20 protein-coding genes are annotated in these 19,083 nt (G+C 74.7%); 9 read left to right on the top strand and 11 right to left on the bottom strand.

Annotated features, from left to right (window positions below):
• Position 1 precedes the first annotated feature (1 nt).
• From GVV04_RS06180 to GVV04_RS06195, 4 genes are all read right to left on the bottom strand, one after another.
• Complete coding sequence (locus GVV04_RS06180; RefSeq protein ID WP_161685405.1) at positions 2–826, bottom strand: sigma-70 family RNA polymerase sigma factor; 825 nt, start codon at positions 824–826, stop codon at positions 2–4.
• Positions 827–1,091: 265 nt separating this feature from the next.
• A complete protein-coding gene (locus GVV04_RS06185) occupies positions 1,092–1,712 on the bottom strand; it encodes an alpha/beta hydrolase family protein (protein ID WP_161685408.1) in 621 nt (206 codons plus the stop codon).
• 113 nt (positions 1,713–1,825) lie between these two features.
• A complete protein-coding gene (locus GVV04_RS06190; RefSeq protein WP_161685411.1) occupies positions 1,826–2,218 on the bottom strand; it encodes a WhiB family transcriptional regulator in 393 nt (130 codons plus the stop codon).
• 199 nt (positions 2,219–2,417) lie between these two features.
• Positions 2,418–3,125: an SOS response-associated peptidase gene (locus tag GVV04_RS06195; protein WP_161685413.1), complete on the bottom strand. Its 708-nt coding sequence runs from the start codon at positions 3,123–3,125 to the stop codon at positions 2,418–2,420.
• A gap of 103 nt (positions 3,126–3,228) precedes the next feature.
• Between GVV04_RS06195 and aroA the strand changes: the two genes are divergently transcribed.
• The 4 genes from aroA (at position 3,229) to GVV04_RS06215 (ending at position 7,458) form a co-directional block, all read left to right on the top strand.
• Positions 3,229–4,530, top strand: a complete 1,302-nt coding sequence (gene aroA, locus GVV04_RS06200) for a 3-phosphoshikimate 1-carboxyvinyltransferase (RefSeq protein WP_161685416.1) — start codon at positions 3,229–3,231, stop codon at positions 4,528–4,530.
• Positions 4,500–5,651, top strand: coding sequence for a ribosome small subunit-dependent GTPase A (gene rsgA, locus GVV04_RS06205; protein ID WP_201752986.1), 1,152 nt, complete (start codon positions 4,500–4,502; stop codon positions 5,649–5,651). The genes aroA and rsgA overlap by 31 nt, the downstream gene beginning before the upstream one ends.
• A gap of 62 nt (positions 5,652–5,713) precedes the next feature.
• The gene (gene hisN / locus GVV04_RS06210) at positions 5,714–6,532 is read left to right on the top strand and encodes a histidinol-phosphatase (protein ID WP_161685419.1); all 819 of its coding nucleotides are present in this window, start codon (positions 5,714–5,716) and stop codon (positions 6,530–6,532) included.
• 59 nt (positions 6,533–6,591) lie between these two features.
• A complete protein-coding gene (locus GVV04_RS06215) occupies positions 6,592–7,458 on the top strand; it encodes a hypothetical protein (protein ID WP_201753106.1) in 867 nt (288 codons plus the stop codon).
• A 57-nt stretch (positions 7,459–7,515) separates the two neighbouring features.
• Here the strand turns inward: GVV04_RS06215 and GVV04_RS06220 are convergent, their stop codons facing one another.
• Positions 7,516–8,718: a glycosyltransferase gene (locus tag GVV04_RS06220; protein WP_161685426.1), complete on the bottom strand. Its 1,203-nt coding sequence runs from the start codon at positions 8,716–8,718 to the stop codon at positions 7,516–7,518.
• Between the two features lie 191 nt (positions 8,719–8,909).
• Here GVV04_RS06220 and GVV04_RS06225 point away from each other — a divergent pair, with 191 nt between their 5' ends.
• From GVV04_RS06225 to GVV04_RS06235, 3 genes are all read left to right on the top strand, one after another.
• Positions 8,910–9,908: an SDR family oxidoreductase gene (locus tag GVV04_RS06225; RefSeq protein WP_161685429.1), complete on the top strand. Its 999-nt coding sequence runs from the start codon at positions 8,910–8,912 to the stop codon at positions 9,906–9,908.
• Complete coding sequence (locus GVV04_RS06230) at positions 9,908–10,690, top strand: ATP-binding protein (RefSeq protein ID WP_161685432.1); 783 nt, start codon at positions 9,908–9,910, stop codon at positions 10,688–10,690. The genes GVV04_RS06225 and GVV04_RS06230 overlap by 1 nt, the downstream gene beginning before the upstream one ends.
• Before the next feature lie 114 nt (positions 10,691–10,804).
• On the top strand, positions 10,805–11,374 hold the full coding sequence (locus GVV04_RS06235) for a DUF5709 domain-containing protein (protein WP_161685435.1): 570 nt from the start codon (positions 10,805–10,807) through the stop codon (positions 11,372–11,374).
• 32 nt (positions 11,375–11,406) lie between these two features.
• Here the strand turns inward: GVV04_RS06235 and GVV04_RS06240 are convergent, their stop codons facing one another.
• Both GVV04_RS06240 and macS read right to left on the bottom strand, forming a co-directional pair.
• Positions 11,407–12,060: a response regulator gene (locus tag GVV04_RS06240; RefSeq protein ID WP_161685438.1), complete on the bottom strand. Its 654-nt coding sequence runs from the start codon at positions 12,058–12,060 to the stop codon at positions 11,407–11,409.
• Entirely contained in the window at positions 12,057–13,184 is a 1,128-nt protein-coding gene (gene macS, locus GVV04_RS06245; protein ID WP_161685441.1) for a MacS family sensor histidine kinase, read from the bottom strand. Before macS ends, GVV04_RS06240 begins: the two co-directional genes overlap by 4 nt.
• A gap of 122 nt (positions 13,185–13,306) precedes the next feature.
• On the opposite strand from macS, the gene GVV04_RS06250 reads away from it, so the two are divergent.
• Positions 13,307–13,762, top strand: coding sequence for an ATP-binding protein (locus GVV04_RS06250; RefSeq protein WP_161685444.1), 456 nt, complete (start codon positions 13,307–13,309; stop codon positions 13,760–13,762).
• An 18-nt stretch (positions 13,763–13,780) separates the two neighbouring features.
• Here GVV04_RS06250 and GVV04_RS06255 read toward each other — a convergent pair whose 3' ends face one another.
• Positions 13,781–14,719, bottom strand: coding sequence for a ribose-phosphate diphosphokinase (locus tag GVV04_RS06255; protein WP_161685447.1), 939 nt, complete (start codon positions 14,717–14,719; stop codon positions 13,781–13,783).
• A gap of 63 nt (positions 14,720–14,782) precedes the next feature.
• Here GVV04_RS06255 and glpK point away from each other — a divergent pair, with 63 nt between their 5' ends.
• The gene (glpK, locus tag GVV04_RS06260) at positions 14,783–16,267 is read left to right on the top strand and encodes a glycerol kinase GlpK (RefSeq protein WP_161685450.1); all 1,485 of its coding nucleotides are present in this window, start codon (positions 14,783–14,785) and stop codon (positions 16,265–16,267) included.
• A gap of 109 nt (positions 16,268–16,376) precedes the next feature.
• Here glpK and GVV04_RS06265 read toward each other — a convergent pair whose 3' ends face one another.
• From GVV04_RS06265 to GVV04_RS06275, 3 genes are all read right to left on the bottom strand, one after another.
• Complete coding sequence (locus GVV04_RS06265) at positions 16,377–17,510, bottom strand: hypothetical protein (protein ID WP_161685453.1); 1,134 nt, start codon at positions 17,508–17,510, stop codon at positions 16,377–16,379.
• Positions 17,507–18,004, bottom strand: coding sequence for a SigE family RNA polymerase sigma factor (locus GVV04_RS06270; protein WP_161685455.1), 498 nt, complete (start codon positions 18,002–18,004; stop codon positions 17,507–17,509). Before GVV04_RS06270 ends, GVV04_RS06265 begins: the two co-directional genes overlap by 4 nt.
• Positions 18,005–18,132: 128 nt before the next feature.
• Positions 18,133–18,966 (bottom strand): phosphoribosylaminoimidazolesuccinocarboxamide synthase, encoded by an 834-nt coding sequence (locus tag GVV04_RS06275; RefSeq protein ID WP_161685459.1) that lies wholly within the window; start codon positions 18,964–18,966, stop codon positions 18,133–18,135.
• Positions 18,967–19,083 lie beyond the last annotated feature (117 nt).

The raw sequence follows: 19,083 nt of genomic DNA on the forward strand, positions 1-19,083 counted from the left end.
GTCACACCTCCCGGCTGGCGGCGGCGGTCGAACCCTTGGCCGGCTGCGCGGCGGAGAAACCGCGCTCGGCGGCGTACCGTTCGAGCAGCTTGCGCAGATTACGTCGGCCGCGGTGCAACCGCGACATCACCGTGCCGATGGGGGTGCCCATTATGTCGGCCACCTCCTTGTAGGAGAAGCCCTCGACATCGGTGAGGTAGACGGCCATCCGGAACTCCTCCGGCAACTGCTGGAGGGCGTCCTTGACGTCGCTGTCGGGCAGCCTGTCCAGCGCCTCGGTCTCGGCCGAGCGGAGCCCGCTGGAGGTGTGCGACTCGACCGCGGCGAGCTGCCAGTCGGTGATCTCCTCGGTGGGCGCCTGAATCGGCTGGCGCTGCCGCTTGCGGTAGGAGTTGATGTAGGTGTTGGTCAGGATCCGGTACAGCCAGGCCTTCAGGTTGGTGCCCTGTTCGAACTGGTGGAAGGCCGCGTACGCCTTCAGGTACGTCTCCTGGACCAGGTCCTCCGCGTCCGCCGGATTGCGCGTCATGCGCAGCCCGGCGGCGTAGAGCTGATCGACGAAGGGCATCGCGTCCCGCTCGAAGCGGGCCCTGCGTTCGTCCGTCTTCTCGGTGGTCAACCGCACATCCCCTCGCGTCGGATGCTTTCCCGCCGAGGATACGCGCCAGGACCCCGGCGCAGATTCGGTTCCGCCCGGTGTGCTGGTCCTCACCGCCGCAGGCCCGTCCGGCCACGCTGCGGCGGGCCACTCCGGTGCGTCGAGCAGCCCTCTGAGCTGCCCGGCCTCCCGTTCGTCCCGTTCCCGGCTCCGTGTCTCGGTCGGCACCGGTCACCCCCCTGAAGCAGAAATTTCGTCCATGGGAGGTAACGCGGACCGCCGGGCCCGGCATTCCGGCCGACCGGCCCCGTTCCCGGTCCCGGCCCCGGCGGACGCCGGCGCCGGGACCAGGAGGGCCTGGGCGGGACGGCGCCGGTCGCCCGGATCGACACCCGACACCACCGGAGACAACGACGCGTGCCGCACCCCGGTCACGGCCGCGCCCCGGCTCAGCCCGCCGCGACCGGGCGCGGCCCGCGACCGGGGTCACGGGTCAGGGCGACGACGCCCAGCCCCGGCCGCGCAGCCAGTCGACCACCACGCCGGCCGTGCCGGCTGGATCGTCGCGCAGGTCGTGCCGCTCGCCGGGGCGGACCACCACCCGGACCGGCGGGCCCGCCTCGGGCACGCCGAAGGGATCGCGGTCGCCGTTGACCACCAGCGTCGGCAGCCCGGTGGCCAACTCCGCCGCCCGGGAGCGCTCCGGCCGACCCGGCGGGTGCAGCGGAAAGGCCAGCGCAAGCACCGCGTCGGCGCCGACGGCCACGGCGGTACGGCAGGCCACCCGGGCGCCGCTGGACCGGCCGCCGACCAGCAGCGGGGGCCCGGCGGGGTGCCGCCGGCGCACCTCGGCCACGACCGCCGTCCACGCCTCGTCGAGGTGCCCGGCGGGGGCCGGGGCACGCCGGCCGGCCACCCGGTACGGCTGGGTCACCCGGACCACCGCCACCCCGGCGGCCACCGCCGCGTCCCGGACCGCGACCAGGTCCGGCGCGTCGACGTCGCCGCCCGCCCCGTGCCCGAGCACCAGCAGGGCGAACGGCGGACCGGCCGGCAGGTCGGTGTCGACCCGGGCCGGCCCGCGTGGTGTCCCGATCTCCTCGTCATGCCGCACGGGCCCATTCTGCGGGTCGACGGGGCGACGGCCCCGGGGACCGTCCCGGCCCGTACGCCGAACCCGCCGGCCGTCCGTCCTACCCGGGCGGGAGGACGGCCGGCGGGTTCGGGTCAGCTCAGCGGGACCAGGGTGAGCAGCCGGTCCCGCACCGGCGGGCCGGCCCCGTCGACCGCGTCCGGGTCCGGGTCCACCTCACTGCGCCAGGCGACCAGCATCGCCCGGCGCTCGCGCGGCGTGGTGCCGCCCCAGACGCCGTGGCAGTCGCCGACATCCAACGCCCAGGCCAGGCAGGGCCCCTGCACATCGCAACTGCGACAGAGAGCCACCGCCGCATCGGCCGGTTCGTTGGGCGCCGGAAAGAATGTCTCCGGGTCCACGCTCTGGCAAGTCCCTCTCGTTCGCCAGGCTTCGTCCTGTTGCCGTTCACGCAGCGCCCGCAGCAGTCGCGGATCTCGTCGTGCGGCGGCCACCTCATGCGGGCGGGGCATACGCGCCCGTGTCATCCACCCACCTCCCCCGTGGGACCGGCATGATCGATGGACGTCGTTCGCACCGTGCGAATCGCCGTCCACTACCGGCGCTGTGTTGTATCGCACTTTGGGACACGGGGACAAGGGCCTCGCGTGAAGAAAGCCTAAACAGCGGGCGACGATTCACCGCAACCCTGGCGAATCAGTGCGCGACAATGCGCTTCGCCGGCTGTCAGAAAAGCGTCATGCCCCCGGTCGGCGCGATCTCTGCCGGCACCCGGGCGGTCAGCTCCGGCCCGTCGTTGCGCACGTTGCCGACCGCCGGCCCGATCGGTCGGATCTCCAGGCCGGCCAGCCACCCGGCGGCGGGCGGGGCGAGCAGCGCGGCCGGGTCGTCCACGGGGCCCAGCCAGGACGCCCAGCGTTCCCGCGGCAGCAGCAGCGGCATCCGCTCGTGCACCTCGGCGAGTTCACCGACGGCGGCGGTGGTCAGCACGCTGAACGTCAGCACCGGCCCGGCCGGGCCCTCCCAGGTCGTCCAGATGCCCGCCAGGGCGAGCACCGAGGCGTCGGCCGGGGTCATGTAGTAGGCCTGCCGGCCGCCCTCCGGCCGCCGGACCCACTCGTACCAACCGTCGGCGGGGACCAGGCAGCGGCGGCGGGCGAACGCGGGCGCGTACGCCCGGCTGGTGGCCACCGTCTCGGCCCGCGCATTGATCATCCGGGCCCCCTCGCCCGGCGAGCGCGACCAGGGCGGCAGTAACCCCCAGCGGCCGACGGACAGGGCACGGTGCCCCTCGGCGGAGAGCCGGACCAGCGGCACGGCGGAGGTGGGCGCCACGTTGTGGCTCGACCGAACCCGGTCGTCGGTCTCGTCGGACGACTCGAACAGCCCGCTCAGGTCACCCGCGCTCCGGGTCGTCGCGTACCTCCCGCACATGGGGCACACGCTAACGCCCTGTGCGACGTTCGGCTGTCCCGCCAACCGGGAGCGGACCCGCCGGCCCGTCGCATCGGGGGCGGAAGGCGGCAGAATGTGATCCGTGGGGATTCCGACCGCGACCCGGCCGCTACGGCCGTGGACCGCTCCGACCGCGTCCGACCCGGTGGTGGCCACGCTGCGGCTGCCCGGCTCCAAGTCGATGACCGCCCGCGCGCTGGTGCTCAGCGCGCTGGCCAGCGGCCCCTCCACGCTGGCCGGGCCGCTGCGGGCCCGGGACACCGAGCTGATGGCCGGCGGGCTGCGGGCGCTCGGCGCGCACATGTCGATCGCGGACGACGACCGGTGGCTGGTCCGGCCGCACCCGCTGGCCGGCCCGGCGCACGTCGACGTCGGCCTGGCCGGCACCATCATGCGGTTCGTGCCGCCCGTCGCCGGTCTCGCCGACGGGCGGGTCACCTTCGACGGCGACCCGGCCGCCCGCACCCGGCCGCTCGGCCCGCTGATCGGGGCGCTGCGCACCCTCGGGGTGCGGGTCGACACCCCGACCACCGGCAGCCTGCCGCTGACCGTGTTCGGCGCCGGCCGGGTGACCGGCGGCGAGGTGGTGATCGACGCGTCCGCCTCCAGCCAGCTCGTCTCCGGCCTGCTGCTGGCCGCGCCCCGCTTCGACCGGGGCGTGGTGGTCCGGCACGTCGGCCCGCCGGTCCCGTCCGCGCCGCACCTGCGGATGACCGTGCAGATGCTCCGGGCCGCCGGTGCGGCCGTCGACGACAGCGTCGCAGACGTCTGGGTCGTCGAGCCGGGTCCGCTGACCGGGCGGGGCTGGGAGATCGAGCCGGACCTCTCCGGCGCGGTGCCGTTCTTCGCCGCCGCGCTGATCACCGGCGGCGAGGTGACGCTGCGGGGCTGGCCGCGCAGCAGCGCCCAGCCGGTCGAGCAGCTCCGCGCCCTGCTGTCCCGGATGGGGGGCGAGGTGACCCTCACCACCACCGGCCTGACCGTGCGCGGCACCGGCACCGTGCACGGGGTCGACGCCGACCTCTCCGAGGTCAGCGAGCTGACCCCGGCGCTGACCGCGCTCGCGATGCTCGCCGACTCGCCGTCCCGTTTCACCGGCGTCGCACACATCCGGGGGCACGAGACCGACCGGATCGCCGCGCTCGCCCGCGAGTTCGCCGGCCTCGGCGCGGACATCACCGAGTCCGACGACGGGCTGGAGATCCGCCCCCGTCCGTTGCGCGGCGGGATGTTCCGCACGTACCACGATCACCGGATGGCGCACGCCGCCGCGGTGACCGGGCTCGCCGTCCCCGGCGTCGAACTTGACGACGTGTCGTGCACCTCGAAGACCATGCCGGAGTTTCCGGCGCTATGGTCGGCGATGGTGACCGGAGAGAGCTGACACGGCGGGGGGACGTCCTGGCGACCAAACGGCGGGAGTACGACGAGGACGACGTGCGGGTCCGGCCCGGGAAGTCCTCGCGCCCACGCACCCGGACGAGGCCCCTGCACGCCGACGCCGTCGACGGTTTCGTGATCGCCGTCGACCGGGGCCGCTACACCTGCGTGCTGCCCGACCCCGGCCCGGACGCCCCGCTCGTCACCGCGATGCGGGCCCGGGAACTGGGCCGCAAGTCCGTGGTGGTGGGCGACCGGGTGAGCCTGGTCGGCGACACCTCCGGGGCGGCCGGGGCGCTGGCCCGGATCGTCCGGATCGCCGAGCGCAGCTCGGTGCTGAGGCGCACCGCCGACGACGACGAGACCACCGCCGAGGGGCGGCTGGAGCGGGTCGTGGTGGCCAACGCCGACCAGCTCGTGATCGTCAGCGCGCTGGCCGACCCGCCGCCACGCACCGGGTTCATCGACCGCTGCCTGGTGGCCGCGTACGACGCGGACATCGAGCCGCTGCTCTGCCTGACCAAGGCCGACCTGGCCGGCCCCGAGCAGGTGCTCGGGTACTACGCCGAGCTGGAGCTGCCGTACGTGCTGATCCGGCCCGACTCCGACCTCGACGCGCTGCGCGACCTGCTGGCCGGCCGGGTGTCGGTCATGGTCGGGCACTCCGGGGTGGGCAAGTCGACGCTGGTCAACCGCCTCGTCCCGGACGCCGACCGGGCGGTGGGCGTGGTCAGCGCGATCGGCCGGGGCCGGCACACCTCGACCAGCGCGGTGGCCCTGCGGCTGCAGCCCCGCCCGGGCGCACGCCGGTCCGGCGCGTCCGGCGCCGCCACGGGCTGGATCGTGGACACCCCCGGGGTGCGCAGCTTCGGGCTGGCGCACGTCTCGGCGAACAGCCTGCTGCACGGCTTCCCCGACCTGGTGGAGGGGACGGTCGACTGCCCGGCGAACTGCCAGCACACCGCCGACGAGACCGACTGCGCGCTGGACGCCTGGGTGGCCGCCGGCAAGGCCGACGCCCGCCGGCTGGCTTCGTACCGCCGGCTGCTGGCCTCCCGCTCCGGGGACGGCGACGCGCGCGAGCCCGACCAGCGCAACCCCGGCGACCCGCTCGCCGGGTCGTGAGCCACCAGCCGGGCGCCACCCGCGCGGCGGGGGCCGACCCGGCCGCCGCTACCGTCTGCGGCATGACCGGGTACGCCGACGATCTCGCCCTCGCCCACCTGCTCGCCGACCGGGCGGACGCCATCTCGGCGGCCCGGTTCCGCGCCCTCGACCTGCGGGTCGAGGCGAAGCCGGACCTGACCCCGGTCTCGGACGCCGACACGGCCGTCGAGCGGGAGATCCGCGCGCTGCTGGCCGAGCGGCGCCCCGGCGACGGCCTGCTCGGCGAGGAGTACGGCGAGCAGCCCGGCGACGGGCCGGGCGGGCGGCGCTGGGTGGTCGACCCGATCGACGGGACCAAGAACTTCGTCCGGGGGGTGCCGGTCTGGGCGACCCTGATCGCCCTGCTGGAGGGGGGCCGGCCGGTGCTCGGGCTGGTCTCCGCGCCCGCGCTGGGCCGGCGCTGGTGGGGTGCGGTCGGCGAGGGCGCGTACGCCGGCCCGGACGCCGCGCACGGCGCCCCGATCCGGGTCTCTCGCGTGGGTCGGCTCGCCGACGCCAGCTTCTGCTACTCGTCCCTGTCCGGCTGGGAGGACGCCGGGCTGCTGGAGCCGGTGCTCCAGCTCATGCGGGACACCTGGCGCAGCCGCGCGTACGGCGACTTCTACGGCTACATGCTGCTGGCCGAGGGGGCGCTGGACGTGATGGTCGAGCCGGAGCTGTCCCTGTGGGACGTCGCCGCGCTGGTGCCGATCGTCACCGAGGCGGGTGGGACGTTCACCGACCTGGCCGGCCGGCCGGCCCCCGGCGGCGACGCGGCCGGGGAGCGCAGCGCGGTGGCCAGCAACGGGCCGCTGCACGCCGACGTACTCGCGAGGCTGGGTCGGCCCCCCGCGCGCTGAGCGCCGCCAGCCTCTATCCTCGCCAGGTGGTGTCCTCCGGTTGGTGCTTCCTGGCGGCGATGATCGTCGCGTACGGCATCGCCAACCTCCTGCAGTCCTTCGCCGCGGCGCGGACCACCATGCACCACAACTTCGATCCCGGGCTGCTGCTGCGGCTGGCCGGCCACCGCACGTACCTGATCGGGCTGGGCTGCCAGGTGGGCGGCTTCGTGCTGGCCTTCCTGGCCCGGCGGGACCTGCCGCTGTTCCTGGTCCAGGCGAGCGTGGCGGCCGGGCTGGGGGTGACCGCCATCCTCGGCGTACTGGTGCTGAAGTGGCGGTTGCCCGCCGCGGAGGTGGCGCTGCTGGTGCTGCTCTTCGCCGGGATCGCGGGGCTGGTGCTGTCGGCGCAGCCGGCCCAGTCCGGGCCGCTCGGCACCGCCGGCCTGGTCGCGCTGGCCGTGGCCCTGGTGGTGATCGCCGTGGTCGGCTTCTTCGCGGTACGGCTGCACGGCGCACCCGGGTCGGTGGCGCTCGGCTCGCTGGCCGGGATGGCCTTCTCGGCCGCCGCGGTGGCCGCCCGCCCGCTGGCCGCCGTGACGAGCGTGGAGGGGTTCGTCCGGGACCCGCTGCTCTACCTGCTGGTGGCCCACTCGGTGGTGGGCCAACTGCTGCTCGGCCTGGCCATGCAGCGCGGGTCGACCACGGCGGCGGTCGCCGCGATGGACGCGGCCGGGGCGGTGCCCGCCGCGATCGTGGGGCTGCTGCTGCTCAACGACAAGATCTGGCCCGGCCGGGAGTGGCTGGCCGCGCTCGGCTTCCTGACCACGCTGGCCGCGGTGATCGGCCTGACCCGGTACGCCGAGCCACAGCACCACCACGAGGTGGTCCGGGAACGCGACCGGGCGATACTGCCCGCCGGCGCCCCGGCCCACCCCCGCCGCTGAACCGCCGCCACTCAACCGCCGCGCTGAACCGCCGCCGCTGAACCGCCGCCGCGACCGCTATGCGGCCTCGACCGGCCGGCGTCGGCCGACCACCCGCTCGTAGAGCCGCTCCAGCGCGCCGGCTGTTCGCTCCCAGGTGTAGCTGCACCGCACCCGGTCCACCGCGGCGTGCCCGTAGGCGAACCGGCCGGCGTTGTCGGCGAGCAGCCGGCGCAGGGTCACCCCCAGTGCCCGGACGTCGCCCGGGGGCACCAGCTTCCCGGTGACCTCGTCGACCACGGCGTCGGCGAGGCCGCCCATGGCGTATCCGACGACCGGCACGCCGCAGGCCATCGCCTCCAGCGACACCCGGCCGGCCGAGGAGTAGTGCGGGGTGCAGGCCACCACGTCGGCCGAGCGGTACCAGGTGGCCATCTGGTCGTGCGGCACCGCGCCGACGAGCTTCACCTGGTCGGCCACGCCGGTGCGCTCGGCCAGCTCAAGCAGGCGGCGGGCCTCGGCGTGGTGGGTGAGTTGGTCGACCGGCGGCCCACCGGCGATCACCAGCTCGGCGTCGCCGACCAGCCGCATCGCGCGGATCAGGTCCTCCTGCCCGTGCCCGGCCGACAGGCCGCCGACGGAGAGGATCCGGTGACGCTCGTCACGCGGGGCCGCCTCCCCGTCGGGGTGGAACCGCTCGATGTCCACCCCGGCGGGCACCATCGCCACCGACGTGCGTTGCAGCCCCATCCGGGTCAGCTCGTCGACCTCGTCGTTGCACTGCGCGACCGCGATGTCCACCGCCCGGGTCAGGGCCCGCTCCAGCGGGATCCGGGTGCCCGGGCCGTCGTACTGGGAGCCGAGGTGGCGAAGCTGCTCCACGCCGAGGGAGTGGAAGGTCTGCACGACCGGGATGTCGGTCTCCCGTACGGCCTGCGCGGCGGCCAGTCCGCCGACCCAGTAGTGCCCGTGCACCACGTCCGGGGTCCACTCGCCGGACCACCGGTCGGCCAGCCAGCGGCCGAGCTCGGCCACGTGCGGGACGAGCTCGGCGGTGGGCGTCGGGGCGGCCGGGCCGACGGCGGCCCGTTCCACCCGGTAGCCGTCCAGCTCCAGCGTCGCCGGCAGCGCCGGATCGTCGCGGCGCTCGTACACGTGCACGTCGTGGCCCCGGCCGGCCAGTTCGGCGGCGACCCGCGCGATGTGCTCGCGCGTGCCGACGACCGGACCGTCGACGGGCCGCGACGGTCCGGAATGCGCGCACACTAGGCCGACGCGCATGGGTCACCTCCATGCGTTTCCCGAGCTGGTGGGTCCTCCCGGTCAGAGGGTCCCATTAACCGCGACCCCCGGGTGCGAAACCTGGCAAGTCGGAAACGTGCGACCGGTCGGGCTGGGGGCGTGACCGGTCGCGGCTGCTATCCGACCAGGGCCGGCGGCATGAGCGGGCCCATCGAGGGTACGGGCGAGGAATGCCTCTCACCCGCAGTCTCGATGACGCGAGCGTCGTTCTCACCGGCGCCTCCAGCGGCATCGGCACGGCGACCGCGTACGCGCTGGCCCGCCGTGGCGCGGCCGTGGTGCTGGCGGCCCGCAGCGAGGAGGCCCTGGAGCGGGTGGCGTCCCGCTGCCGCGAGTTGGGCGGCCGGGCGCTGGCCGTGCCCACGGACGTCACGGACCCGGTGGCCGTCGAACGCCTCGCGGCCCGGGCGGCGGCGGAGTTCGGCCACATCGACGCCTGGGTCAACAACGCGGCGGTCAGCGCGGTGGGCCTCTTCGACGAGATCCCCGTCCGGGAGTTCCGCCAGGTGCTGGAGGTGAACCTGCTCGGCGCCGCGTACGGGATGAAGGCGGCCCTGCCGTACCTCGACGCGGCCGGCGGCGGGGTGCTGGTCAACAACGTCTCCGTGCTGGCCGAGGTGGCGATGCCCTACCAGTCGGCGTACAACGCCACCAAGCATGGGATCCGGGGGCTGGCCGACACGGTCCGGCAGGAGCTGCGGGTCACCGGGCGGGGGAACGTCTCGGTCTGCACGGTGCTGCCGGCCAGCATCGACACCCCGTTCTTCCGGCACGCCGCCAACCACAGCGGCCGGGAGCTGGTGCCGCCGCCGCCGGTCTACCCGCCGGAGGTGGTGGCCGAGACCATCGTGCGGGTGCTGCGCCGGCCCCGCCGGGAGGCGTACGCCGGGGGCGCCGCCCGGCTGATCGGCGCGCAGTGGCGGCTCGCCCCGGCGCTGGCCGAGCGGGCCCTCGGCTGGTACGCCCACCGCACCCAGTTCGGGCCCGCCGGGCGGCCGGACAGCACCGGCAACGTCTTCACCGCCGACGCGGCGGCCGATCGGGAGGGTGGGTGGCACGGCCGGCGGCGGCAACTCGTCCGGATGACCGCCGCGTTCGGGCTCGCCGCCGCCGGCACCGCGGTCGGCACGATGGCGGCGATGAACCGCCGCTCCCGGACGGACCGCTGATGAACCGCCCCGACCGACCGGATGACCGCGACACCACCGACGTGCAGAATGGGGCGGTCATGCCGACCGACGTGCGCTGCCTGGTGGAGACGGACGAGTCGTCCGGCCTGCTCCGGTTGTCCGGCGTGCTCGATTCGGCCGCCATCGGCGCCGTACGCGACGCGCTGCTCCTGCGGCTCTGCGAGCGGCCCGGGCCGGTGGTGGTCGACCTGTCCCGGCTGCGGGTGGCCGATCCCGCCGCCCGACGGGTCTTCGCCGAGGTGCGCCGCGAGATCGCCGACTGGCCGGCGGCGGACGTGTTGGTTCTCGACCCCGCCGAGACGACGGCCGGCGACGGGCTGGCGGTGTGCTCGACCCTCGACGAGGCGCTGGCGGCGCTGGCCCGGGCCCCGACGACCGCGGCGACGACCACGGAACTGGCCCCGGTCGTCGGCGCCGCGCGGCAGGTCCGGATGCTGGTGACCGACCGCTGTGCCCGGTGGGGGATCGACGACCTGGCCGAGGCGGGCTGCATCGCGGCGACCGAGATGGTCAACAACGTGGTCGCGCACGCCCGCACCGGGATGACCGTCCGGTTGGCGCCCCGCGGCGGCACGCTGCACATCGGCGTACGCGACCGCTCCCGGCGGCAGCCGGCGTACCGCGGGTTCGCCCCGGTGGACACTGCGGGGGGCCGGGGCCTGCTGTTGATCGACACCGTGGCCCAGCGCTGGGGCAGCACCCTCCTGCCCGACGGCAAGCTCGTCTGGGCCGTCCTCTATCCCCCCATCTACACCGTGTAGCGGCTTTTGCCGAACGACCCGATTCCATGATCGACGGGACGCGAGGTGGGCCGGGCGCGGGAGATCGGGCGGGGGCGTCGGTTACGGGCGGTGGGCAACGGGTAGTGATCAGCCATGCGTGACGACGAGTACCCGACCCCCGTTTCCGATCCCGAGGCCGACGGCCTGCCCGACACCGCCGACGACGACTCGACGGCCAACGACGACGTCCTGACCGGCCGGGAGGCGGACGGCCCGGAGCCGGCCCAGCTGCCCGGGGACCGCACGCCGGTGGCGGTGGACCGGTTCGGCACCACCGCCGAGGAGCAGCTCGACGGCGAGTCGCTGGACTACAAGCTCCAGCGGGAGAGCTACGAGCGCCCCGCCGACGACCCGCTGGCGGCCCCGGTCGACCCGGGCATCGCCGCCGAGGCGGACAGCCAGGAGCAGGCCGCCCAGGCGCAGCTCGACGCCGACGTGCTCAACCCGGGCCCCACCTCGGACCCGCACTCCCCCGTCTCCCTGTACGACCACGGCCAGCTCGGCGCCCCCGACGCCGAGGTCGGGCGGCTGATGGAACCGGACGAGGGGACGCACACCGACCGGGAGCCCGACAACATCGCGTACGACGCCGGGTCGGCCGGCGGCGGGGCGACGGCCGAGGAGCTGGCGGTCCACGAGACCCGCCCGCCGGACTCGCACTAGACGCGGACGCCCGGGACCGGGCGCTCGGGCCGTCAGTCGTCCAGCCCCCGCTCGATGGCGTACCGGGTCAGCTCGACGCGGTTGTGGAGCTGGAGCTTGCCGAGTGTGTTCTGCACGTGGTTCTGCACCGTCCGGTGGGAGAGCCGGAGCCGCTCGGCGATCTGCTTGTACGACATTCCCTTGGCGACCAGCCGCAGCACCTCGGTCTCCCGGTCGGTCAGCCGGGGCGCGGCGGCGTCCGGGGTCACCGGGCCGACCGCCAGCCGCCGGTACTCCCCCAGCACCAGCCCCGCCAGGCCCGGCGTGAAGACCGGTTCGCCGGCCGCCGTCCGGCGCACCGCGTCCAGGAACTCGGCCGGGGCGGCCGACTTGACCAGGTAGCCGGTTGCACCGGCCTTCACCGCGTCCAGCACGCTCTGCGGCTCGCCGCTGGCCGACAGCATCAGCACCCGCACCTCGGGCAGCACGGCGCGCAGGCCGTGGATCACCTCGACGCCGGAGACGTCCGGGAGTTGCAGGTCGAGCACGACCACGTCGGGCCGGGCCGCGGCGGCCACCCGGACGGCCTGCCGCCCCTCCCCGCTGGTCGCGACCACCAGGTGCCCGGCCTCGGTGAGGTCGCGGGCCACCCCCTCACGCCACATCGGGTGGTCGTCGACCACCATCACCCGGACGCCGGTGCTCATGATCCGCTCCTCGGCACGCTCAGCTCGATCTCGGTCCCCGCTCCGGTGGTGGAGACGATCCGCACCTCGCCGCCCAGGTCGGCGACCCGTCCCCGGATGGACTGCGCCACTCCCAGCCGCCCCTGTGCCGCGGCCTCGACCAGCCGGCCCGCCGGAATCCCCGGCCCCTCGTCGCGTACGGAGACGGTCACCTTCTCCCCCTCGTCCTCGATCAGCACCCAGGCCCGCCCGCCGGCGTGCCGGGTCACGTTGTCCAGCGCCGCGCCGACGGCGGCCGCCAGCTCGGCGGCCACCCACCCGGGCAGCGGCACCGGGGTGGCCGGCGCGGAGACCGCGACCGTCGCCGAGGCGTACCGGTCGAGCATGGCCCGCAGGTCGCGGATGCTCCCGTCCCCGGCCGGCGCGACGGCACCCGCCCGCCCGATCAGGGCACGCAGGGCGGCCTCCTGCTCCCCGGCCAGCCGGGCCAGCTCGCCGGCCTCCCCGTCGAGGTGGGCGCCGCGTCGCTGCACCAGCGCGAGCACCTGGAGCACCGAGTCGTGGATGTCCCGGGCCAGTCGCTCCCGCTCCCGGGTGGCCGCCTCCAGCTCCACCGCCCGGTGCAGCCGCTGCTCGGCCGTCACCGCGAGCCGGGCGACGTGGCCGACCACCGCGCCGGCCAGCAGCAGCAGGATCGCCCCGGTGAAGGTGGACTGGCCGATCCGGTCCCGGGTCGCCAGGTCGACCCCGCCGACCAGCAGTGCGGCGACCGTGCCCCGGCGCCGGCCGCCGGAGACCGCCCAGGCGAGCACCGGCCCGGCCAGCCAGACCACCGCGAGGCTGGGCACGCCGGCGGCGAGTGCCGTCCGCCCCTGCACCCACGGGCTGACCAGCAGGACCCCGAGCACGACCGCGAGGTCGGCCACCAGCAGCGGCCAGCGCCGCCGGGCCGGGCGGGCGTAGCCGTACGCGGTGGTCACCGTCGCGCCGAGCATCGCGAGCAGGATCACCCCGGCCGGCACCGGGTGGGCGTACCGGTCGGCGTCGCGCAGGGCCAGCAGACCGACGTACGCCAGGGCCGCGAACCGGAACACCGCTACGGCCCGCCAGAGCGGGACCTCGAATCCACCGGGCGGCGACGGCACGCCCGTCACGATGCCACAGCCCGGCACCGGGCCCGCAGGGGTGGCGGATGCGCGACCACCAATTCTGGCGTACGGTGGAAAAGCCGCAAATCAGGTCCGCGCCCCACCCCCCGGACGGGGTCATGACGAACGTAGAGCTGCCCGCACCGCGTACGGTGGTGCCCATCGACACTTCCCCCCTGATCGCCGAGGCCTTCGAGCAGGCACAGGTGACCGAGCTGCGTCACTCGGTCACCTCCTGTGCGCATGCAGCAGGCCTGGCCGGGCAGCGCCTCGACGACTTCGTGCTGGCGGTCAACGAGCTGATCACCAACGCGGTACGCCACGGCGGCGGGCAGGGTTGGCTGCGGATGTGGCGCCGCCCGGGGCGGCTGGTCTGCGAGGTCGCCGACCACGGGCGGGGAATCAGCGCCCGACGGCTCGACGACCACGACCGCCCCGCGCCCGACACCGCCGGCGGCTGGGGCCTCTGGCTGGCCCGGGAGCTGAGCGACGCCATGGAGGTGGAGACCGGCGCGGCCGGCACCACGGTCCGGATCAGCGCCGCCCTCGGCGCCCGCCAGCCCACCGGGGGCTGACCCGCCACCGGGCCGCGTTCAGCCGAAGAGGGCGCTGACCGACTCCCCGTTGTGAATCCGGCGCATCGCCTCGGCCAGCGCCGGCGCGACCGAGAGCACCTCCAGCTTGGGCACCCGCTTCTCCGCCGGGATCGGCACCGTGTTCGTGCAGACGATCTCCAGCACCCCGTCCTGCCCGCTGAGCCGGTCCAGCGCGCCGCTGGAGAAGAGGCCGTGGGTGCAGGCCAGCCGGATCGAGCGGGCCTTCAGCTCGCGCAGGTGGGCCATCAGCTCGATCACCGTGCTGCCCTTGGCGATCTCGTCGTCGAGCACGATCACGTCCCGGTCCGCCACCTCACCGATCACCGTACTGATCTTGACCAGGTCGTCGCTGAACCGCTGCTTCGCGCCGGCCGCGACCGGGGTGCCGAGCATCCGTGCGAAGGCGGCGGCCTCCTTGGCGTTGCCCAGGTCGGGTGAGACCACCACGGTGTTGCTCAGGTCGTACCGCTGGAAGTGGCCGGCCAGCTCCCGCAGCGCGTGCAGGTGATCCACCGGGACGCTGAAGAACCCGTGCACCTGCGGCGAGTGCAGGGTCATCGCCAGCACCCGGTTCGCGCCTGCCGAGGTGAGCAGGTCCGCGACCAGCCGGCCGCCGATCGAGATGCGCGGCCCGTCCTTCTTGTCCGACCGGGCGTACGCGTAGTGCGGCAGCACCACCGTGATCCGGCCGGCCGACGCCCCCCGGGCCGCGTCGATCATGAGCAGCAGCTCGACCAGGTTCTCCTGCACCGGCGGCACCAGCGGCTGGATCAGGAAGACGTCCCGCTCCCGGCAGTTCGCCTGCAACTGCACCTCCAGGCAGTCGTTGGCGAACCGGGACACCCGCACGGGGTGCAGCGGCACCCCGAGGTGGGCGCAGATCTCGGCGGCGAGGTCGGGATGGGCTGTTCCACTGAAAACGGCGATGTCGCGCACGTTGACCAATCGTACGGCCGTCGGCGGCCGGCGGACGCGGGGCGGGCCGGGTACGGTGCTGCCGTGACCGCAGAGTACGTCGCCGCCATCGACCAGGGCACCACCTCGTCGCGGTGCATCGTGTTCGACCGGGGCGGGGAGATCGTCGCCGTGGCCCAGCGCGAGCACCGGCAGATCTTCCCCCGGCCCGGCTGGGTCGAGCACGACGCCGAGGAGATCTGGGACAACGTCCAGCTCGTGGTGCGGGAGGCGCTGGACGCCGCCGGCACCGGCCCGGAGGGGCTGGCGGCGGTCGGCATCACCAACCAGCGGGAGACCACCGTGGTCTGGGACCGGGCCACCGGCCGCCCGGTCGCGCCCGCCATCGTCTGGCAGGACACCCGCACCGGCCCGCAGCTACGCGCGCTGGCCGACGCGTACGGCGAGGAGCGGCTGCGCGCCCGCACCGGGCTCACCCTGGCCACCTACTTCGCCGGCCCGAAGCTGCGCTGGCTGCTCGACCACGTCGACGGGCTGCGCGAGCGCGCCGAGCGGGGCGAGGTGCTGTTCGGCACCATGGACAGCTGGCTGATCTGGAAGCTGACCGGCCGGCACGTCACCGACGTGACCAACGCGAGCCGGACCATGCTGATGGACCTGGAGACCCTCGACTGGGACCCGGAGCTGCTCGACGCGCTCGGCGTGCCGGCGGCGATGCTGCCGGAGATCCGCTCCTCGTCCGAGGTGTACGGCACCGCCGAAGGGCTGCTCGCCGGGGTGCCGGTGGCCAGCGCGCTCGGCGACCAGCAGGCCGCCCTGTTCGGGCAGACCTGCTTCCAGCCGGGCGAGGCGAAGTGCACGTACGGCACCGGCAGCTTCCTGCTGCTGAACACGGGGGCCAGCCCGGTCGCCTCGACGCACGGCCTGCTGACCACGGTGGCGTACCGGATCGACGGCCAGCCGGCCGCGTACGCCCTGGAGGGGGCGATCGCCGTCACCGGCTCGCTGGTGCAGTGGCTGCGGGACAACCTCGGGCTGATCGCCACCGCCGCAGAGGTGGAGGACCTGGCCCGCACGGTCGACGACAACGGCGGCTGCTACGTGGTGCCGGCGTTCTCCGGGCTGTTCGCCCCGCACTGGCGAAGCGACGCGCGCGGGGTGATCGCCGGGCTGACCGGGTACATCACCAAGGGGCACCTGGCCCGGGCGGTGCTGGAGGCGTCCGCCTGGCAGACCCGCGAGGTGGTCGACGCGATGAACGCCGACTCGGACGTGGCGCTGCGCCGGCTGCGGGTGGACGGCGGGATGACGGCCAACGGCCTGCTGATGCAGTTCCTCGCCGACGTGCTGGACGTGCCGGTGGTCCGCTCCCGGATCACCGAGACCACCTGCCTCGGCGCCGCGTACGCGGCCGGGCTCGCCGTCGGCTTCTGGCCGGACCTGGCCACCCTGCGCGCCCAGTGGCGCTCCGACGCCCAGTGGACCTCCACGATGGATGCCGGGCACCGCGAGCGGGAGCTGCGCCAGTGGCGCAAGGCCGTCCAGCGCACCCTCGACTGGGAAGACTGACCAACGCCCCCGGCCAACCCCTCGCCTCATGATCGTCTGTCGTTGGGCGACACATCGCCCGGCGTGTCGTCTCGCCGAACGACAGACGATCATGAGGCGAACCGGTGGGCTAGTCGGGTAGCTTCTGCTGCAGCACGTAGCCGGTGTGTAGTGGCCGCATGAGGGTGGCCAGCAAGGACCTGGTCAACTGGGCCCGGGTCGCGCCGTTGTCCAGCCCGCGCCCCGTGCACCCGTTCCAGTTGACCCGCACCCGGGTCTCCTCGCCTCCGTGGCGCACCACCAGCAGGACGTTGTAGCCGGCCGGATCCGGGTGCCGACAGGACATGGCGAAGGCGTCCGGGTTGCTGCCGGGGCGGGCAGCGTTGAGCGCTGCGGCGAGCGCGGTGGCCTCCGCGCCGGTGAGCCGGACCGACGCCTGGAGCCGACCGGGCCGGGTGCCGTCGGGCAGGCTCGAATCGTACGAGCAGACCCCGATCGAGGACGGATCGGACGGCACGAACGTCGCCTTGTTCGGGATGCTCGTGGATTCCGCCCCGGAGGCGCTCGGCACCCCGGTCGCGGGAGACGCGGCGGTGATCTCCGGGCGCCGGGCGGCGCAGCCGGCGTGATCGGTCTCCACCAGCCGGAGGCTGTCCAGGATCCGCCGGGTGGTGGCCGCGCTCCGGGTCCGCACCGTCACGGCGACCTCCCGGGCGGACACGGTCACCGTGCCGGCGTACCGGCCGTCGGGCAGCCGCCCCTCCGCGCGGACGGCCCGCACCCCGTCCACGGTGACCTCGCGCCCCGGCAGCCCGTCGCCACCGGGCTGGCCGACCGGCCGCTCGCCGATGACGGCGATCTCCTTGTCGACGGGCTCGGGGGTCAAACAACTGAACTGTATGTGCTGCCCCCGGACCACACTCGGCTCGCCGGTCATCAGGCAGCCGAAGTTGTTCACCGCCCAGCCCGCCGGCACCCGGATCTCCGCGCCGAGGGAGCTCTCCCAGCGCCAGTCGGCGGTCGCCGCCCGGTCCTCGGCGGTCCCGTCGACGGCCGGTGGCCGGTCGGTCAGCACCGAGGCGGTCCCCCCGGCGGCGGCGAGCACGGCCAGCACGCCCGCCCCGGCCGCGATGACCCGGGCCCGGCGGCGGCGTGCCACCCGGGCACGGACCGCGCCGACCAGGCCCGGCTGCGCGTCCTCCGTCTCGTGCTCTCGGCTGCGGAACGCGTCCCGGACCAGCGTCTCCACGTCGTACCGGCTCATGGCAATGCCTCCCGATCCATCGCGGGCACCACGGCCCGGAGCGTGGCGAGGGCCCGGGCAGCCTGGGAGCGCACCGTGCCCGGGGTGCAGCCGAGAACCTCGGCGATCTGCGTGTCGGAGAGATCCTCGTAGTACCGCAACGCCAGCACCGCCCGCTGGCGTCGGGGCAGCCGGCCCAGCAGCGCCCAGGCGGCTTCCCGTGCAGCGTGCGACCCGACAGCGTCGGAACCCGCCGGGCCGTCGTCGGGCGCGGCGACCGGGACCTCGCGCGACGAGCGCCGCCGCCACCAGCGCAGGTTCTCGTTTACCAGCACCCGTTTCAGGTACGCCTCGGGCTGGCTCATCCCGGCCACCCGGTCCCACCGGACGTATGCCTTGGCCAGGACGGACTGGACGAGATCCTCGGCCTGATGCCGGTCACCGGTGAGCATCAGCGCGAACCGCAGCAGCGATCCCCCGCGCGCGGTTACGAACTCCTCGAACGTCGGCTGCATGGCACCTCCACCCCGGAAAAGGCCACGGGACGCCCGAAGTGCTGCATGTGCGGGGGACCGATGTTCAGCCCGCCTCGACCGGGTCGACGAAGGAGCGCCAGGCGGCGAAGCGCGGTTACGGGTCGCGGTCAGGCCCAGGTGTTGCCGGTGAGCCTCTCGTAGACCTCGACGTAGCGGGCCCTGGTCGCCTCGATCACCTCGGCGGGCACCTCGGGGGCCGGCGGCTGCTTGTCCCAACCGCCGCCGGTCGCCCAGTCCCGGACGTACTGCTTGTCGTAGGAGAACTGCGCCCGGCCCGGCTGGTACGACTCTGCCGGCCAGAACCGGGACGAGTCGGAGGTGAGCACCTCGTCGCCGAGGAGCAGCGTGCCGTCCGCCGCCCAGCCCAGCTCGATCTTGGTGTCGGCGACCAGGATGCCCCGCTCGGCGGCGAGCTCGGCGCCACGGCAGTAGACGTCGATGGTGATCTGCCGCAGCCGCCCGGCGGTCTCCGCGCCGACCTTGTCCACCACCTGCTGGTAGGTGATCGGCTCGTCGTGCTCGCCCTTGGGCGCCTTCGTCGACGGGGTGAAGACCGGCTCGGGCAGGATCGACGCCTCGACCAGCCCGCGGGGCAGCTCGACGCCGGAGACCGCGCCGGTGCGCTCGTACTCGGTCAGGCCGCCGCCGGTCAGGTATCCCCGGGCGACGCACTCGACCGGGACCATCTCCAGCCGCCGGCAGCGGATCGCCCGGCCGGCGAACTCCGCCGGCACGTCGGTGGCGGAGACGACGTGGTTCGGCACCAGGTCGGCGAGCTGCTCGAACCACCACAGCGACAGCGCGGTCAGCAACCGGCCCTTGTCCGGCACGGGGGTCGGCAGCACCACGTCGTAGATCGAGATCCGGTCCGAGGCGACCAGGATCAGGTCGTCACCGTCGGCGTAGACGTCCCGGACCTTGCCCGAGTGCAGAAGTTCCACGCGGCCTAGTACACCACGGCCCCCCGGAACGCCTGGGCCGGCCACCCGGGGAGGGGTCTACCGGCCGTGGCCTCGGCCCGATCCCGGCCGGAAGGCCGTTGACACCCGCCCGCGCAG

It is taken from the genome of Micromonospora rubida, from assembly GCF_009908295.1.
Taxonomy (GTDB): Bacteria; Actinomycetota; Actinomycetes; order Mycobacteriales; family Micromonosporaceae; genus Micromonospora; species Micromonospora rubida.

What these genes read in the sequence shown, in the direction of transcription:
- GVV04_RS06190 (WP_161685411.1), bottom strand. Translation starts at nt 2,218, where the DNA reads ATGACACGGGCGCGTATGCCCCGCCCGCATGAGGTGGCCGCCGCACGA.
- rsgA (WP_201752986.1), top strand. Translation starts at nt 4,500, where the DNA reads ATGGTCGGCGATGGTGACCGGAGAGAGCTGACACGGCGGGGGGACGTC.
- GVV04_RS06215 (WP_201753106.1), top strand. Translation starts at nt 6,592, where the DNA reads ATGATCGTCGCGTACGGCATCGCCAACCTCCTGCAGTCCTTCGCCGCG.
- GVV04_RS06235 (WP_161685435.1), top strand. Translation starts at nt 10,805, where the DNA reads ATGCGTGACGACGAGTACCCGACCCCCGTTTCCGATCCCGAGGCCGAC.
- GVV04_RS06195 (WP_161685413.1), bottom strand. Translation starts at nt 3,125, where the DNA reads ATGTGCGGGAGGTACGCGACGACCCGGAGCGCGGGTGACCTGAGCGGG.
- GVV04_RS06220 (WP_161685426.1), bottom strand. Translation starts at nt 8,718, where the DNA reads ATGCGCGTCGGCCTAGTGTGCGCGCATTCCGGACCGTCGCGGCCCGTC.
- hisN (WP_161685419.1), top strand. Translation starts at nt 5,714, where the DNA reads ATGACCGGGTACGCCGACGATCTCGCCCTCGCCCACCTGCTCGCCGAC.
- GVV04_RS06250 (WP_161685444.1), top strand. Translation starts at nt 13,307, where the DNA reads ATGACGAACGTAGAGCTGCCCGCACCGCGTACGGTGGTGCCCATCGAC.
- GVV04_RS06225 (WP_161685429.1), top strand. Translation starts at nt 8,910, where the DNA reads ATGCCTCTCACCCGCAGTCTCGATGACGCGAGCGTCGTTCTCACCGGC.
- GVV04_RS06270 (WP_161685455.1), bottom strand. Translation starts at nt 18,004, where the DNA reads ATGCAGCCGACGTTCGAGGAGTTCGTAACCGCGCGCGGGGGATCGCTG.
- GVV04_RS06240 (WP_161685438.1), bottom strand. Translation starts at nt 12,060, where the DNA reads ATGAGCACCGGCGTCCGGGTGATGGTGGTCGACGACCACCCGATGTGG.
- GVV04_RS06265 (WP_161685453.1), bottom strand. Translation starts at nt 17,510, where the DNA reads ATGAGCCGGTACGACGTGGAGACGCTGGTCCGGGACGCGTTCCGCAGC.
- GVV04_RS06230 (WP_161685432.1), top strand. Translation starts at nt 9,908, where the DNA reads ATGAACCGCCCCGACCGACCGGATGACCGCGACACCACCGACGTGCAG.